The sequence below is a fragment of the Pectobacterium zantedeschiae genome, from assembly GCF_004137795.1.
GTDB lineage: Bacteria > Pseudomonadota > Gammaproteobacteria > Enterobacterales > Enterobacteriaceae > Pectobacterium > Pectobacterium zantedeschiae.
In genome coordinates this window covers 1,828,877-1,844,215 of the sequence record NZ_NWTM01000001.1, presented here as the reverse complement: position 1 = coordinate 1,844,215, position 15,339 = coordinate 1,828,877, and the positions used below count along the sequence as shown (strand labels likewise).

At 53.4% G+C, this 15,339-nt stretch carries 11 protein-coding genes; 3 read left to right on the top strand and 8 right to left on the bottom strand.

Annotated features, from left to right (window positions below):
• Positions 1-485: 485 nt before the first annotated feature.
• Positions 486-2,150 (top strand): methyl-accepting chemotaxis protein, encoded by a 1,665-nt coding sequence (locus tag CLR69_RS08455; RefSeq protein ID WP_129713272.1) that lies wholly within the window; start codon positions 486-488, stop codon positions 2,148-2,150.
• A 168-nt stretch (positions 2,151-2,318) separates the two neighbouring features.
• Here CLR69_RS08455 and CLR69_RS08450 read toward each other — a convergent pair whose 3' ends face one another.
• Complete coding sequence (locus tag CLR69_RS08450) at positions 2,319-3,305, bottom strand: class I SAM-dependent methyltransferase (protein WP_129713271.1); 987 nt, start codon at positions 3,303-3,305, stop codon at positions 2,319-2,321.
• 122 nt (positions 3,306-3,427) lie between these two features.
• Here CLR69_RS08450 and CLR69_RS08445 point away from each other — a divergent pair, with 122 nt between their 5' ends.
• Positions 3,428-4,363 carry an AraC family transcriptional regulator gene (locus CLR69_RS08445; protein WP_129713270.1) on the top strand — a complete coding sequence of 312 codons (936 nt, stop codon included), beginning with the start codon at positions 3,428-3,430 and terminating at the stop codon, positions 4,361-4,363.
• A 282-nt stretch (positions 4,364-4,645) separates the two neighbouring features.
• Positions 4,646-6,148, top strand: coding sequence for a glycine betaine/L-proline transporter ProP (gene proP / locus CLR69_RS08440; protein ID WP_129703987.1), 1,503 nt, complete (start codon positions 4,646-4,648; stop codon positions 6,146-6,148).
• A gap of 114 nt (positions 6,149-6,262) precedes the next feature.
• On the opposite strand, the gene CLR69_RS08435 is transcribed toward proP, so the two are convergent.
• From CLR69_RS08435 to CLR69_RS08405, 7 genes are all read right to left on the bottom strand, one after another.
• On the bottom strand, positions 6,263-7,723 hold the full coding sequence (locus CLR69_RS08435; RefSeq protein WP_129713269.1) for an AMP nucleosidase: 1,461 nt from the start codon (positions 7,721-7,723) through the stop codon (positions 6,263-6,265).
• 154 nt (positions 7,724-7,877) lie between these two features.
• Positions 7,878-9,656: an ABC transporter permease subunit gene (locus CLR69_RS08430; RefSeq protein WP_129713268.1), complete on the bottom strand. Its 1,779-nt coding sequence runs from the start codon at positions 9,654-9,656 to the stop codon at positions 7,878-7,880.
• A 37-nt stretch (positions 9,657-9,693) separates the two neighbouring features.
• Positions 9,694-11,205 (bottom strand): ABC transporter substrate-binding protein, encoded by a 1,512-nt coding sequence (locus CLR69_RS08425; RefSeq protein ID WP_129713267.1) that lies wholly within the window; start codon positions 11,203-11,205, stop codon positions 9,694-9,696.
• Positions 11,206-11,215: 10 nt separating this feature from the next.
• Positions 11,216-12,463 (bottom strand): MDR family MFS transporter, encoded by a 1,248-nt coding sequence (locus CLR69_RS08420; RefSeq protein WP_129713266.1) that lies wholly within the window; start codon positions 12,461-12,463, stop codon positions 11,216-11,218.
• Between the two features lie 86 nt (positions 12,464-12,549).
• Positions 12,550-13,377: an ABC transporter ATP-binding protein gene (locus tag CLR69_RS08415; protein WP_129713265.1), complete on the bottom strand. Its 828-nt coding sequence runs from the start codon at positions 13,375-13,377 to the stop codon at positions 12,550-12,552.
• Positions 13,374-14,213, bottom strand: a complete 840-nt coding sequence (locus tag CLR69_RS08410) for an ATP-binding cassette domain-containing protein (RefSeq protein ID WP_197730568.1) — start codon at positions 14,211-14,213, stop codon at positions 13,374-13,376. Before CLR69_RS08410 ends, CLR69_RS08415 begins: the two co-directional genes overlap by 4 nt.
• A gap of 182 nt (positions 14,214-14,395) precedes the next feature.
• Positions 14,396-15,316 carry an Rpn family recombination-promoting nuclease/putative transposase gene (locus CLR69_RS08405; RefSeq protein WP_129713264.1) on the bottom strand — a complete coding sequence of 307 codons (921 nt, stop codon included), beginning with the start codon at positions 15,314-15,316 and terminating at the stop codon, positions 14,396-14,398.
• Positions 15,317-15,339 lie beyond the last annotated feature (23 nt).

Here is a 15,339-nt window from a genome sequence, read left to right as displayed (position 1 = left end):
ATTTATGATAGTGTACAGTTATAGACTGTAGCGTCGCTCATCCCGACATGATGTTTATAAGTGTGCTTATATCAATTAAACGCGTCACTTATCAGCGTTGGGTGAGTGGATAGTGAGTGTTGAGCCTTTTCTTAATTACGACTCGATTTTAGTTACATAAGTAAATGATTTTAGTTACACGCGAAAATAGCGTGTCGTGTGAAACGACGGAATAAGGGGTTTTTAATTACTTTATCAAGTAAATAATTTAAATAAGCAAGCGTCGTCACATGCATGAAATATGAAAAATATATATGGCTAAATGAATTTCTTATGCCAGTGTTCTGCTGCATGCATAGAAAATAAGAAGTTTAGAGGAACCAGGGATCCTGTTGCAATAGCGATTCGCTTTACTGTTTTTTGTATTTTAAGTAGATAAATAGTAGCGAGTGTCTATTGGTTACGATGGGGTAAATATTGTAATAAAGTAAAGTTCTGGTGCTGACATGGATTTTTTAAAAAATATAAAAATTGGGAATAGACTTTCTATTGGGTTTGGTTTGTTAATCGTACTGACGCTGGTTTTGTCATCTGTTGGCTATTATTTTATGAAGGATATTGGCGCCGAAGTTGATGAGATCACTGAAGATAGAATGATGAAAGTCGATATGTTACGTGATATTCAAGATATACTGAATACGAATGTTCGTACTTTACGCGATATTATTCTTCTTCCTGCCGACAGAAACCAGGAAAAACAGGCTCTCAGGGCGGTCATAGTACAAACAACAAACTCGGCCAGTGAAATATATAAAAAACTCGACGCGAGCATCACCTCGCAAAAGGCGCGGGAGCTGTTTAACCAACTTATCGATATCAGAAAACAGTATAGTTTGAGCATTAATAAAGCAATTGACTATGCGATGGAAGAACAGGATGCGCTGGCTACCGAATTGGTGTTTGGCGATATAGCCAATATCCAGTCACTTTACTTTGCCAAGCTCAATGAGTTGACTGAATTACAAGTATCATTCGTTGATCATGCTAAGCAGGTGACAAAAGAATATATCAACGATGCGTTGTTGTGGATGTTAGTGCTATCCGTTTTCTCCACGGTTTTAGGATGCTTTACTGCCTGGCTATTAACCCGAAGTGTCACGGCTCCGTTATCTATTGCGCTTTCTTCTGCGAAGCGTATCAGCGAGGGCGATTTGAGTGGTTCTATTGTCGTCAATAGCCGTGATGAGACGGGGTTACTATTGGAGGCAATGCAGGAAATGCAAGCTGCGCTGACGCGGATGGTTGTGGGTGTCAGGAACAATGCAGAGAGTGTCGCCACGGCCAGCATGCAGATTGCTCAGGGTAATGCTGATTTATCGTCACGGACTGAAGAGCAGGCGAGTGCGCTGGAAGAAACCTCCTCGACCATGACGCAATTAGGTATGACAGTAAAAAATAATGCTGACAACGCGCTTCAGGCGAACGTACTAGCTAAAAATGCCACTACCGTGGCGCAGCAAGGGGGGGATGTTGTCAATGAGGTCGTGGACACGATGCGCGCGATCAATGAAAGTTCGCGTAGCATTGCGGATATCATTAATGTCATCGACAGTATTGCTTTTCAGACGAATATTCTGGCGCTCAACGCTGCTGTTGAGGCTGCGCGTGCTGGTGAACAAGGTCGTGGTTTTGCTGTTGTGGCAGGAGAAGTTCGTAATTTGGCACAGCGCAGTGCCGAAGCGGCTAAAGAAATTAAAAATCTGATTACAGCCAGCGTTGAACGTATCGAACTTGGTTCTGTTTTGGTTAATAAAGCCGGTGACACAATGCAACAGGTGGTGATGTCTATTCGCCAGTTGAGCGATACGGTATCAGAGATCAGCTCTGCAAGTGCCGAACAGTCGACTGGGGTTGAACAGGTTGGCATCGCTGTTAGCCAAATGGATCAGACTACGCAGCAGAATGCCGCGTTGGTGGAAGAGTCTGCCGCTGCCGCACAAAGCCTCAAGGAGCAAGCGGATCAGCTTGTTAGGGAAGTCTCCGTATTTAGAATTACGGGTCATAAGCCCGCGATCTTGAAGCCTGCAACTCAGGCGCTCTCACTTGTGGCGATGCTCCCTGTTGCTACTCGAGCTCCAACTCAGCGAGCGTCAGACTGGACTAATTTTTAAAATATTATGACAGCCAACATATCAGGGATGTATTAAAAGCCAGCGAGCATAACAACAAGAATCTATCTTGGTAGAGATTGCATGAGCCTTTTTGCCAGTCAGCATATGCTGACTGGCTTTTTGCCTGTGTATAGCGTGTTTCTGTGTGTTCGCTACGGTGTACCGCTGTTATGCGTGTTTATGAGCGATCAGCACATTTAACGGTGCCATGGGAAATGCCTGATGACGTCGAGTTTCGACAGAGGTAAAACCCGCCTCCAATAGCCACTGTGCCAGTTGTCCTTCCTGCGTGACATGGCGACCACTCATTTGCATTGGCAGATAGAATGGTAGAACCGGCGCGGCATCGTCGGCCTTCTCGGCAATCTCTGCCTGTGCCAGAACCAGCGTACCTTCCGGCGTTAGCGCGTTGTGAAGCGTGGCTAACATGGTGGGAATATCCTCGACAAAATGCAGGAATGAGGAACTCCAGATCAGATCGTATTTTTCGCTGGGAAACGCGCCGCTCTGTGCTGATAGCCGTGCGGATAACCCGGCGGTGTCGATATTGCGCTGCGCTACGGCGGCGGTTTGCGGTAGGTCATAAACCGTGCCGGAGATCTGAGCGTGGCGCAACGCCAGCGTAATCGCCACCCAGCCAGGCCCACCGCCCAGATCGAGAACGTGCCTGATTTGTGGGAAATCCGGCAGGCTGGAGAGCAATTGATCGGCAAGGTCTGCGGTTATCGATCGCTGCTCTTGTGCGATTTGCTGCTCTGCCGCATTGGCCCACGCGGCATCGCGGGGTAACTCTCTTAACTGCGCAGGCAACGGCTGGTGCATTCCGTCGCCAAGTCCCTGACCAAATTGGCGCAGGCTGGTGAGGCGAAAACGCCAGGCGTCGCCGAGAAAACGCGAGCTGCTGCGACAAAGTACGGTGGCGCTGGTGGATGCGGTGCGATAACCGTCATGATGGCGCGTTAAAAGCTGCATACTCCATAGGATCTCAAGCAGAAATCCGGTTTTCTCCGGCTGCCAACCCAATGCTTCCGCCAGTTGTTCCGGCGCGGTGATATCTTCCAGCCGGTCAAAAATCTGCTGTTCCAGCGCCAGATGTAACGCGTCAGCTTGCACGCTGCTGGCAGCAAGCTGCCATAATGTCTCTAGTGGGTTCATAAGCGGTTTTTCTCATTGATGGTCAGTCGATAGGGAATATGCTATCTATAAATGAGAATGGTTATTATGTTCATTGTTATGCGAGACGGCGTTTTTCATATGCGAAACGGCGAGGGAAGGTGATGCAAAGACAGCGACAGAAGCGAAGTGAAAAGCCAGCAGGCGATCGGTGCTGTGCGAGTGAGGCTGACATCTCAGGCTCACGCCGTACGTTGCCAGATGGCATCGGTGAATGTTGGTCGGATTTCAGCCGAATTGATGCCGATCTGTCGTTGGCCCGTTCGCAATATCGCCCACATCGTGCTTTGGTGGAAGAAACACACAGCCCACATTCACAGCCAATGCTGGTCATGACGTTTGCGTTGGCTGGGGAATCTGCCTATTACGATAGCGGCGGTTCACAGGTCTGGTTTCGTCAGCAGCATGTCACTATAACGACGTTTGGTGCTAGCGCGGGCGAACGCCGTTATCAAGCTCAGCAGCAGGTCGATCAGCTACGGTTGCTGGTGGGGAAAGCGGCGACTACTCGTTACTTTGGCGCGGAGTGTGCGGAACAGCTGTTTAGTGAGGATGGGCTACAGCAGCGAGCATTTACGCCCGTTTCTGCGGCCAGTCAGGTTCATGTGAATGCGCTGTGCGGCGACGTCGATCCGCTGAATCGCCATATTCACGCCTTAAGTCTGTTATCGCAGCATCGACATCTTTTGCAACCGAACGGCGAACGTGGCGCTATTCATTCACAGGAACGGCGGCAGTTGGAGCGAGTTCGCCATTGGATGCGTGAACATTTGGCTGAACCGCTAACGCTAGCCTGTATTGCCGCGCAATCAGGGATGAGTGAATCCAGACTCAAACTTGGGTTTCATCGCTGCTTTGCAACCACACCGGGTCAAATGCTATTGCGGATGCGGATGGAACGGGCGCACCAGCTATTGGAGCAAGGGTTTCAGGTGGCGCAAACGGCCTGGCAAGTCGGCTATCGACACCCGGCTAATTTCAGTCTGGCCTTTACGCGCTATTTTAACCGTAACCCGAAAATGATTGCGCCGCGTAAGTAAATAATACACAGAAGATAATAGGCGTATTCTGTCATAACCTTTTACTGTTATTTTCCTTTCATTATATTCCCGTGCGTTATTTAGGCATGCAGCGTCATTCTGGGGCGTGAATCCGAGCCTTTGTTCAAATTCTTCTATACTCCATTCAGCAGCATCAATGTGTAACGAATATTGCGGCCAATAAGCGGTTATTTCTTAGTGTGCAGTCGGGTGGTTCCCTGCGCATGAAGTAAGTCGGTTTATTTTTAATAAATGGTCGCTTTTTAAGCAAAGGAATAAAGGATGAGATTAAAAAAGAAAAAAATCGAACCGATGAAAATTCAGGACATTACCATTATTGATAATGCCAGACTCAAAAAAGCCATTACCGCTGCCGCCTTGGGCAATGCTATGGAATGGTTTGATTTTGGCGTATATGGTTTTGTAGCGTATGCGCTCGGACAGGTCTTTTTCCCCGGTGCCGATCCGGGTGTGCAAATGATTGCGGCGCTGGCAACGTTCTCCGTTCCCTTTTTGGTTCGTCCACTCGGTGGGATATTCTTTGGTGCGATGGGGGATAAGTTTGGTCGCCAGAAAGTGTTATCGATCACCATTATTATTATGTCAGTGAGCACATTCTGTATCGGTTTGATTCCGTCCTATGAATCTATCGGTATTTGGGCACCCGTATTGTTGCTGTTAGCGAAATTGGCGCAGGGTTTCTCCGTTGGGGGAGAATATACCGGTGCGGCTATTTTTGTTGCCGAATATTCTCCTGACAGGCGACGCGGTTTTTTAGGTAGCTGGCTGGATTTCGGTTCGATTGCTGGGTTTGTTATGGGGGCGGGCGTCGTAGTACTGATTTCCTCCATCGTGGGGGAAGAAAGTTTTCTGGAATGGGGATGGCGTATTCCATTCTTTATTGCCGCACCGCTCGGCTTAATCGGTATTTATCTGCGCCATGCGCTCGAGGAAACGCCGACGTTCCAGCAGCACGTGGATAATATTGATAAAGAATCGAAAGACAGTATTCAATCTCCGCCGAAGATTTCTCTGCGCGAGATTGTGACCAAACAGTGGAAAGGCTTGCTGGTCTGTATTGGGATGGTGATTACCACGAATGTCACCTATTACATGCTGCTGACCTATATGCCGAGTTACCTGTCACACAGCCTGAATTACTCTGAAGATCATGGGGTGATGATTATTATTGCCGTCATGATCGGGATGCTGTTCGTGCAGCCAGTTATGGGGCTGATGAGCGACCGTTACGGACGTAAGCCGTTTATTATTTGTGGCAGTATCGGGTTGTTGCTGCTGTCAGTACCCAGTTTTATCTTGATTAACAGCGATGTGATTGGGCTGATTTTCTGCGGATTATTGATGTTGGCCGTACTGCTGAATTCGTTCACCGGTGTGATGGCATCGACGCTTCCCGCACTGTTCCCCACGCATATTCGTTATAGCGCACTGGCGACGTCATTTAACGTTTCCGTACTGGTTGCAGGCTTTACGCCAACGGCGGCGGCGTGGCTGGTGGAGTCGACTGGCAACCTATATATGCCAGCATATTACCTGATGGTGATTGGGCTGATCGGCCTGATTACCGGGATGTCGATGCGAGAAACCGCAAATCAGCCGCTGAAAGGCGCAACGCCTGCGGCGTCGGATCGGACGGAAGCCAAAGAGCTGTTGCAGGAACAATACGACAATATTGAGCAGAAAATAGAAGACATTGATGAGCAAATTGCCGAGTTGGAGAAAAAAAGAAAACGGCTGTCCGAACAGCATCCTGAGATTAATTAGCCCTGACCCTTGGTACTAAGGAAGCGCCACGGATGTGGCGCTTTTGCTATGCTTCATTCTGCCAGATCAGGCCACCGCACGAATGGGGTCGCCTCTCTGAACAACGTCTGTCAATTAGCGGAAAGGTGGCTCGTTAAAAGTGCGTAGCTTGCGCGAATGCAGCTTGTCGCTTTCCGCCCGCAGCAGATCGATGGCGCAGATGCCAATCTGCAAATGCTCCGAAATCGCCCCTTCATAGAAACGGTTCGCCTGTCCCGGTAGTTTGATCTCACCGTGCAGCGGCTTATCCGAGACGCACAGCAGCGTACCGTAAGGCACACGGAAGCGATAACCCTGTGCGGCAATCGTCGCGCTTTCCATATCCACCGCGACAGCGCGGCTGAGATTAAACCGCAGAGCGGACGCCGCGTAGCGTAATTCCCAGTTGCGGTCATCGGTGGTGACAACGGTGCCGGTACGCAGGCGCTGCTTAACTTCTTCTCCCGGCATGCCACTGACCATCTTGGTGGCGTCATACAGCGCGCGCTGCACTTCGGCGATGCTGGGAATCGGGATATCCGGCGGCAGAACGGCATCCAGAACGTGGTCGTCACGCAGGTAGGCGTGTGCCAGCACGTAATCGCCGATGGACTGACTTTCGCGCAGGCCGCCGCAGTGGCCGATCATCAACCAGGCATGTGGGCGCATGACGGCAAGATGATCGCAGATAGTTTTGGCGTTGGATGGCCCGACGCCGATATTGACCATCGTAATCCCTTTACCTTGACGAGGAATCAGATGATAGGCGGGCATCTGGTGATTCTTCCATGCCAGATCGGAAACCGTCTGCTCAGGGTTAGGTGTGTCAGCGGTGATATAGATACCTCCCGCGCAGGACAGCGCCTCATAAGGGCTATCAGGATCGGCAATCTGCGCACACGCCCAGCGCACGAACTCGTCGACATAACGGGTGTAGTTGGTGAAGAGAATGAATGGCTGAATATGCTCCACCGGCGTACCGGTATAGTGGCGAAGTCGTGCCAGTGAGAAATCGGTGCGCAGCGCGTCGAAGTGTGACAGCGGCGATGTGGTGGTGGCGTGAAACAGACCATCTGCCGTTTCGTCCCCAATCTGCGACAGCTCTGTGGTTGGGAAATGTTTGGCGATGCCTGCGCTCATAGAACGGTCAAGAATCAGATCGGAACCGTCGAGCACGTAGGGGAACGGAATTTCCTGCTGTGACGGACTGACCTCAATGCTGACGTCATAATCCCCCTCCAGCAGCGCCAGTTGTTCCGCCAGATAAGCACGCAAGAATGTGGGACGGGTGACGGTGGTGGAATAACTGCCGGGATGGGTAAAACGGCCATAGGCACGATGTCGGGGATGACTGGTCGAGTTGCCATTCCAACTGACGCGTAAGGCTGGGTAGGCAAATAGCCCTGCTGCACGCGCAGTGGCATCGGGCAGCGTACCATCATTGATAAAGTCCCCGATGGCATCGCGCAGTGCTGAGACGGCGCCATCATACAGCGCTTCCAGTTTATCCAGAGTCTGAGTGACGGTAAGACTGACGTCGGATCCGCTGTTATGCATGTTCTCTCCTTTATTCACGCTCTGCACTGTTCATATTCTGAACTTCTGTCACATTCTGTACCTCGACGGAGGTTAGCTCATAGCGTAACTGAAGATGCACAGCCCTGCCATCGTGAAATCTGGCAGGGCTGTTAACGTGAAGAAAAGAGGGCCGTTAGTGCTTCTGGCGCCCTGAGAGATTGGCGGCGCTCACGGCCAGTATCGACAGCACGCCGAGCGCGGCAGCCGGTGCCAGCACGCCCCAGAACGCACGCTCGATGTACGGCATACCTTCCGCCAGTACGCGTCCCCATTCTGGCGTCGGCGGTGATGCGCCCAGACCTAAAAAGCCGAGCGATGCCAGCGCCAGCGCGATGCCGGGCAGTCGCAGCATGGCATGACGAAAGAGTGGGCCAACTAGCGCGGGCAGAACATAGAATAGGCTGCGCCGTATCGGCCCTACGCCAAGTATCGGCAGCATCCGAATATAAGGGCGCGCAGTGATTTCGGCGACCAGTGCTGCCGTGTGGGCCGCCAGCGGTGCCCAACTGACGGCAATCACGGCAATCGCCGCACCCGTTGCCGTTGGGCCGTTGACGGCGGCAACCAGCAGCCCGGCAATCACTGGCGGCAGGGCGTTAGTCACTTCGATGGGGCCGATGAGCAGACGTGGGAACAATCCAACTAATAGGCCAATCGCCAGACAGGCTAACGACACCGCCAGCGCCAGCAGACAGGTATTTAACGTACCGTGTGCGACGCGCGCCAGCAAATCACGCCCCATTGCATCTGCGCCGAAAGGTAACAGGAACGAGGGGGGTTGCAGGCGCAGAAAGGCGGAGGTGTAGGGATCGCGCGGCAAGCCTGCTAGTAACAAAAGCACCAACAGCAGTACACAGATAATAGGCAGCCAGATGGCATGACGAGATACGGAATTACTACGCGCTTCTGGCACTGGCATCGCCCCGCTGTGCAGCGCGCCCCCGAGAATTAGCAGCCGCACGCCGCTTGCTGCCATACCCGCTAGCGAGGCGATGAATAAGAGAATCAACACGCCGACCTGCAGGGCAGGGAGATCCTGCGCAGCCGCCGCGCCCAGCGTTGCGCGTCCCAGACCGGGAATGGCGAACACTTTTTCGACGGCAATCGCCCCGCCAGTTAGCGATACCAGCACTAGCCCGATGAGCGGCATCACGCTGGGTAACGTGCGTTTCAGTACGGCTAACGCGATATGACGACGGTTTACCCCCGCGACGCTCCAGGTCGTTAACCAATTCTCGCTAAAGGTGGCGGAGAGCGCATCGGCAATAATCCTGCCGAGGTAACCGCCTGCCGGGATGCCCAGTGCCAGCGACGGCAGTACCGCATAGTGCAAGCCCAGCCAGCCATAGGGTGGAAACCACTGTAGCCAGACAGCACCGACGATCAGCAGAAACGACGCCAGCAGGAACTCGGGCAGTGCGGTAAATAGGGCGGCGAACAGGCCGCCTGAACGATGAACCTGACCGAGTAACCCCTGCCGAAAGGTGGGGGCGCACAGCACGGCAGCCAGCGTGAAAGCCACCAGCGCCGAGGAAGCCATCAGCGTGAGCGATACGCCTGCTGCCTGCAACATCCCCGGGAGCACGGGGCGACCAGAAACCCAGGAGTTGCCTGCATCGCCGTGCAACAGGCCTGTCAGCCAGTTCAACAGCAACTGCAACGGACCTTGATCCAGTCCGAGAGAGTGGCGAATGGCGTTTAGCGTTTCTGCGGTCGCTTCTTGCTCGCCGGAACGAGCACGCAGCAGCGCTAGCGCTGGATCCTGGCCGGATAACCACGGCAACATACCAATCAGTACCACAATCCCTGCCAGCGTCAGCAGTCGCGAAAATAGCGGGATCAGCATGCCGTATCGTGGACGTTGCGTCTGGTTGATGGTCGCGCAGGTACGGCAATATAGCGATTCGCTCATAAACTCGTCATCTTTCTGGTTGCAGGTGCGTTACCCGTTATTTTGCGCCAGTGGCAATATGTGTGGCGGCGTTAATCAATGTGCGTTCACGCGGGTCACGCAGTGCGTCTTTCACCTGCGCGCTTTCACCTTGAATCACGCGCTCATGCAGCATCGGGATTGCAGCATCGCTAGCAAGGATCAGGTTCTCTGCCTGCATAATGGCTTGACGACGCGCCTCCCCGGCGGGAATAGCGGATGCTTTTTGCAGCGCCTGATCGATTTCCGATCGGCATAACTGGGCGATATTGAACGATCCTTCGCAGGCAAAATCGCTATACAGATACGCTACCGGATCGCCGGAATCCAGCACGGTGGCGCGAGACAAAATAAAGGCGTCAAACTTGCCAGCCAGTGCGTCAGACTCGATCTGCGCATATTCACGTACCACCTGCTTTACCGTAAATCCGGCGGCGGTGAGTTGCTGCGCCAGATAGACCGCAACTTCAGGCAGCTCGGCGCGATCGCTGAAGGTTGCCAGCGTGATGGTCGCGCCAGCGGGCGTACCGGCCTTAACGGGATTTGCTACGGGCTGACGCAGTGTCGCAGCCCATGGTAGGGCTGGTCCCAACAGACCTTGTGCGACATCGGCACGCTTCTCATACACGTTATCCACCAACTGCTGACGATTGATGGCATCGCGTACGGCAGCACGCATGGCTGGGTCTTGCATCACGCCATGGCGTGTATTCAGATATAGCGTGTTGGTACGTGGCATAGGTACTTCATGTACCAGCGATTGCTCCAGCAGCGGTGCCTGAGAAACAGGAATGGCTTCGACAATATCTGCCGTGCCAGTACGCAGGGCGGCGGCACGCGCCGCGCCGTCGGACACAAAGCTGACGTCGATACCGCTAGCCTGTGCTTTCTCGCCCCAGTAGCCGTCGAATCTGTCCAACACCGCACTGCTGGTGCCAGTAACAGTTCGCAGCACGAACGGACCGCTCCCTGTGTTAATCGGGTTCACCACGCCATTCTTACCGTATGCCGTGGTGGAAAGAATCGCTAACTGCGGGCTGGATAAACGCTGCGGTAGCAGCGGATCCACGTTGGCGGTGGAGACAATGACGGCGTTATCACCATCGGCTTTTACCGTTAACTGCACACCGTCCAGAATTCGGGGTTTGGGTGAGGCGGTAGACGCCACCGTGAGCGCATTGACTACCGTAGCCGCGTTTAACGTGGTGTTATCGTGAAAATGGACATTCGGGCGCAGTTCAAAACGCCAGGATTTATCATCGATCTGCTGCCATTTCGTCGCCAGCGCGGGTTGAGCTTCGCCGAGTTTATCGAGCACCACCAGCGTTTCCGCCGTACTCCAACGGGAGAGTTTAAAGGCGTCATCGCTCAGCGGCGTCAGGCCCGAGCGCGGTGGCTGGAGCATCGCCAGTTTGATTCGACCATCAGTATGCGAGGTGTGGTTTTCCTCCGGCTCATTGAAGCAGCCTGAAAGCAGCAGCGTGGCTGAGAGCAAACCGGAAATAGGCCACAGGGTGCTACGCATATTCATCAGTCTGTCCTTATTCATTCATGGTTGAAGCGGATTTAAACGGGCGGCAGATGACCATCATCGCCAGTGAGCTACATAACGGTACGGCGGCGAGCAAGACCCATGGAATAGCGGCCTGTGGCGACGGCGTCAGCGCGCGGTCGAGCTGACTCCCTAGCACGAAGTTACCGACCAGTACGGCGATACCGCCCATTGACGCCAGCGCACCATAGTGCGCCCCCAGATTCTTGTTGTTGGCAAAGCGCGGGATGAGGTCCATCCCGACGGGGACGATTAGCATCTGTCCCAGCGTCAACAGCGTAATTAATGAGATCGCGGGAAGCAGGCGCTGCCAGCCTTCGGGCGGTGTGGTGGTGGCGAATAACGCGACGCTAAAGAACGACGCTGACAGCAGCGCGAAGCCCAATGGCAACATGCGTGCCGCACCAACCCGACGGGCAAAACGCGCCAGTGGGAGCTGTAATCCGATCACCAGCAGGGATGCCAGCACAAACAGCGGCCCGAGGTCTTTTTCGCTGCTGCCGGAGCGATGCAGTTCAACTGGCAGCGCCAGATAGAGTTGGTTATAGCTGAACAGGTAAGCGCTGTAGGCGATGATGAAGGCGACAAAGCGCCGCTGGCGAAATGTCTCCCACCACGGTGCGATGTGCAATTCGCCCTGATGCCGCTGTGTCGGTGGCAGACTGAAAAACAGGACGATGAGCGCGATAACAAAGACGCCGGCACCCGCCAGCGCCACACGCTGGAATCCATACCCCGCCAGCACCGAGCCAAGCAATGGCCCCAGCACGGCACCCAACTCGCCACAAATCGCAAACAGGGCGAACCACTCGGAGCGGCTGCGTTTTCCCTCTTTTTCACTTTGCGTACCGGCTTGTGCCATCAGCGCTTCAATGGCAGGAGAGAACAGGGCGCCACCGACGCCGGTCAGACAGGCGCCGAGGATGATCGGCCATAGCGAGTCGCCTAACGCCAGCAGGAGATAGCCGCTGATACGCACGACACAGCCGCATAGGATGATTACACGTGCACCGAAGCGATCGGCCAGCGCGCCGCCGACTAAAAACATTCCCTGTTGAGAGAAGGTGCGTAAGCCAATTACCAGCCCGATAGCCCAGCCGGAAAGCAGCATGTCGTCGCGCAGGAAAATAGCCAGAAACGGCACGACGGCATAAAAGCCAATATTGAAAACAAGCTGGCTACCCAGAAGCAACGGGGGATAAGGCCGTGGGGTGCGGTTGGCGGTAAGGTCTGACATTCAATCATCCGTTATAAAAAAGCCCGTTACGGGGGAAATGTGTGATTAAAGCGGTATTTTATTGTAAAAAGCGCGTTTTCAGCGAGCTAATAGCCGGAGGCCGACAGCGCAGGCACGGCCTGTAATAAACGGGCGGTATGCACCTGTTCTGGCGAAACCAGCACCTCGGTAGTGGGACGATCTTCAATGATGCGTCCGTCGTCCATGACCAGCATTCTGTCGCATAGCCCGGCAAGCATGGAGATATCGTGCGATACCATCAGCAATCCCATCTTGTTTTGTTCAGTGACCTGTTGAAGCAGGGCTTTAATCTGTTCACGCAGTGGCAAATCCAGGCCGCTGACGGGTTCGTCTGCCAATAAAAACTCGGGGCGAACAATGAGTGCTCGCGCCAGCGCGACGCGCTGTGCCTGCCCACCGGAAAGCTGTCCGGCGACCTTGTCCAGAAGTGTGATGCTTAGCCCTACTTGATCCATAACGTCACGCACATTTTTTTCATTAGCGCGACTGCGCTCGTCGGGACGAAGCCGCTTCAGTGGTTCGGCGAGGAGATCGACGACGCGCTGGCGTGGGGCGAGCGAGCCTGCTGGATCTTGCGGAATATACTGAACGCGGCGGCGATACCACAGCAGCGAACGCACTGAACCGGGCTTAATCAGGTTGCCGTCACAGTACACCGCACCACTTTCTGGTGCTTCAAGTGCGAGCAAGGTTTTTAGCAGCGTGGATTTACCACAGCCTGAGGCACCGACCAGCCCGACACGTTCGTTCTGTTGCAAATCCAGCGACAGGTCGTGAAAAATGGCGCTGGCAGGATCGGCCTTTTGCCACGGCAAACGTGGCGTCTGGCGATAGCGGCTAACGTGCTCAAGGCTTAAAAACGGTGAGGACACCGCATGCAGATGATGGCTCATCCGGCAAGCGCTCCGGCAACGGCGGTGGGTAACATGTTGCTGGATAAAACAGTCGTTGATAAAAAATTGTCAGCGCGACGCGCGGCGGCGACCAGACTACGGGTATAGGAATGCTGTGGGGCATTCAGGAGTTGCCGCATAGTACCGGATTCAACGATCTGACCGTTTTCCATCACCAGACCGCGCTGGCAGAGTTGGGCGGCCACGGCGATATCATGCGTAATAAATAACAGGGCTGGCGCATCCGGCTGTGCGCTACGCTCTTGTAAGACCTGCAATACTTGCTGCTGGGTGATGACATCAAGTGCGGTTGTGGGTTCATCCGCGACCAGCAGACGTGTTTTGCCAAGCAGCGCGAGGGTAATACAAATACGTTGACGCTGCCCACCGGACAGTTCGGCAGGATAGCGTTGCAGCAGATTGGGAATATCGTCCAGCTTCATGGCAGACAGAAGCAAAGAAAGCTCAGCGGAAGACGGCGCTTTCAATGCTAGCGAGAGCTGCTTTCCTAACGGCATGAGGGGGTTAAGGGCCGTTGCCGAGTCCTGAAAAACGGCAGAGACGCGGCTGGTATGCGGGCGTGCCAGCGCCTTCAACTGACTGACCTCTTCGCCATTGACCCGAATACTGCCGCTAACCTGACAACCCGCTGGCGGCGTGCCGATGATCGCTTTGGCGGTGAGAGATTTACCGGAACCGGACGCGCCGAGTAAACAGACTCGTTCACCTGCGAACAGCGTAAAACTGATATCGCTGACTTTTGTTTCACCCCCCATAGACAGGCTAAGGTTCCCTACCTGAAGCGTGGCGTCAGTATGTCTGTCCCAGTTGGTCATGATTCGCGTATAAAGTTGATGTAAATCGATATGTAATAACATAACAAATTAAGGCAAAATGATGCAAAGGAAATGTGATCCACAGCGAATAAATCATCCTATCAACGCAGCCTTAACGGCTCGCATCAACGGACGAGAAAGAGGAGAGTAAATTGTAGGGTAGCGCGTTGTGTCTCGAGTGGTTACTCGTTAGGTTCATGGCTGAGCTGTGCCAGTTCTATTGCACTCAACTGAGTAATCTGACAAACCTGAGCCGGTTCCATACCGCTTAACAGGAGTTGGCGAGCAATCTGTCGGGCACTGGTTTTCATACCATGCTGTATCCCCTGCTGCATGCCGTGTTTGATGCCTTTTTCAAACCCGATTTTCTCTAGCTGCTGCGCGATGGTCATGATTGCCTCCCGATCCGTTGACAGAGATTGCGCGACGGTCTCAATAAACTCTGCTGGTCTTGACGTGTTGCCGCTTCGTGCGATGTAAAACAGAATTGCTTTTTTTTGCGGTAGCGGCACTTTCCAGCGCTCAAATAATATCCCGATATCCTGCGCCAGTTCCAGCATATCTCGTGTGCTAATGTGTTTTTGTACCAACTCTAGTAGTGCCACGCGGCGATGCGTCTTGATTTCCTCATCTTGGATCACCGTTAGGTCAACCAAAGGAAAGGATGAATTGTAGAGCTTTTCTGCCTGAATAGCGTCTGAAAACCCATCAAGCCAGCGCAGCGTATAGGGATAAGGGCTGCGCTGGCCGTGATAAAACAGTAAAGGGACGACAAGCGGTAATGTGTCATGACCTTGAGATAGGTGTTGCTGCATGGCAGCCAACGCGTAGCGCAACAGACGAAATGGCATCAGCTTTTCTGTGCGGCTCTGATGCTCAATCACACAGTAGATATAACCTTGCCCTGTGGTGGTATGAATCGAATACAGCATATCCGATATTCTTGCGCGCAGTTCCTCGTCAACAAAAGAGGCTGATTGCAGTTGTAATGAGCTGAAATCGCAGATATTCCTGATTTCTTCTGGTAGGTGGATGGCAAAGAAATCTTTTGCGACGGCTGGATCGCTAAGAAGCTGCTTAAAAATCGCATCATGCACGGCCATGCTGTTTTTCCGTCCCTGAATAG

Bases quoted from the DNA above. Each gene is read 5' to 3' on its own strand.
- CLR69_RS08425 (WP_129713267.1), bottom strand. From the start codon at position 11,205: ATGAATATGCGTAGCACCCTGTGGCCTATTTCCGGTTTGCTCTCAGCC.
- CLR69_RS08430 (WP_129713268.1), bottom strand. From the start codon at position 9,656: ATGAGCGAATCGCTATATTGCCGTACCTGCGCGACCATCAACCAGACG.
- CLR69_RS08450 (WP_129713271.1), bottom strand. From the start codon at position 3,305: ATGAACCCACTAGAGACATTATGGCAGCTTGCTGCCAGCAGCGTGCAA.
- CLR69_RS08445 (WP_129713270.1), top strand. From the start codon at position 3,428: ATGCAAAGACAGCGACAGAAGCGAAGTGAAAAGCCAGCAGGCGATCGG.
- CLR69_RS08435 (WP_129713269.1), bottom strand. From the start codon at position 7,723: ATGCATAACAGCGGATCCGACGTCAGTCTTACCGTCACTCAGACTCTG.
- CLR69_RS08455 (WP_129713272.1), top strand. From the start codon at position 486: ATGGATTTTTTAAAAAATATAAAAATTGGGAATAGACTTTCTATTGGG.
- CLR69_RS08415 (WP_129713265.1), bottom strand. From the start codon at position 13,377: ATGAGCCATCATCTGCATGCGGTGTCCTCACCGTTTTTAAGCCTTGAG.
- CLR69_RS08405 (WP_129713264.1), bottom strand. From the start codon at position 15,316: ATGGCCGTGCATGATGCGATTTTTAAGCAGCTTCTTAGCGATCCAGCC.
- CLR69_RS08410 (WP_197730568.1), bottom strand. From the start codon at position 14,213: ATGACCAACTGGGACAGACATACTGACGCCACGCTTCAGGTAGGGAAC.
- proP (WP_129703987.1), top strand. From the start codon at position 4,646: ATGAGATTAAAAAAGAAAAAAATCGAACCGATGAAAATTCAGGACATT.
- CLR69_RS08420 (WP_129713266.1), bottom strand. From the start codon at position 12,463: ATGTCAGACCTTACCGCCAACCGCACCCCACGGCCTTATCCCCCGTTG.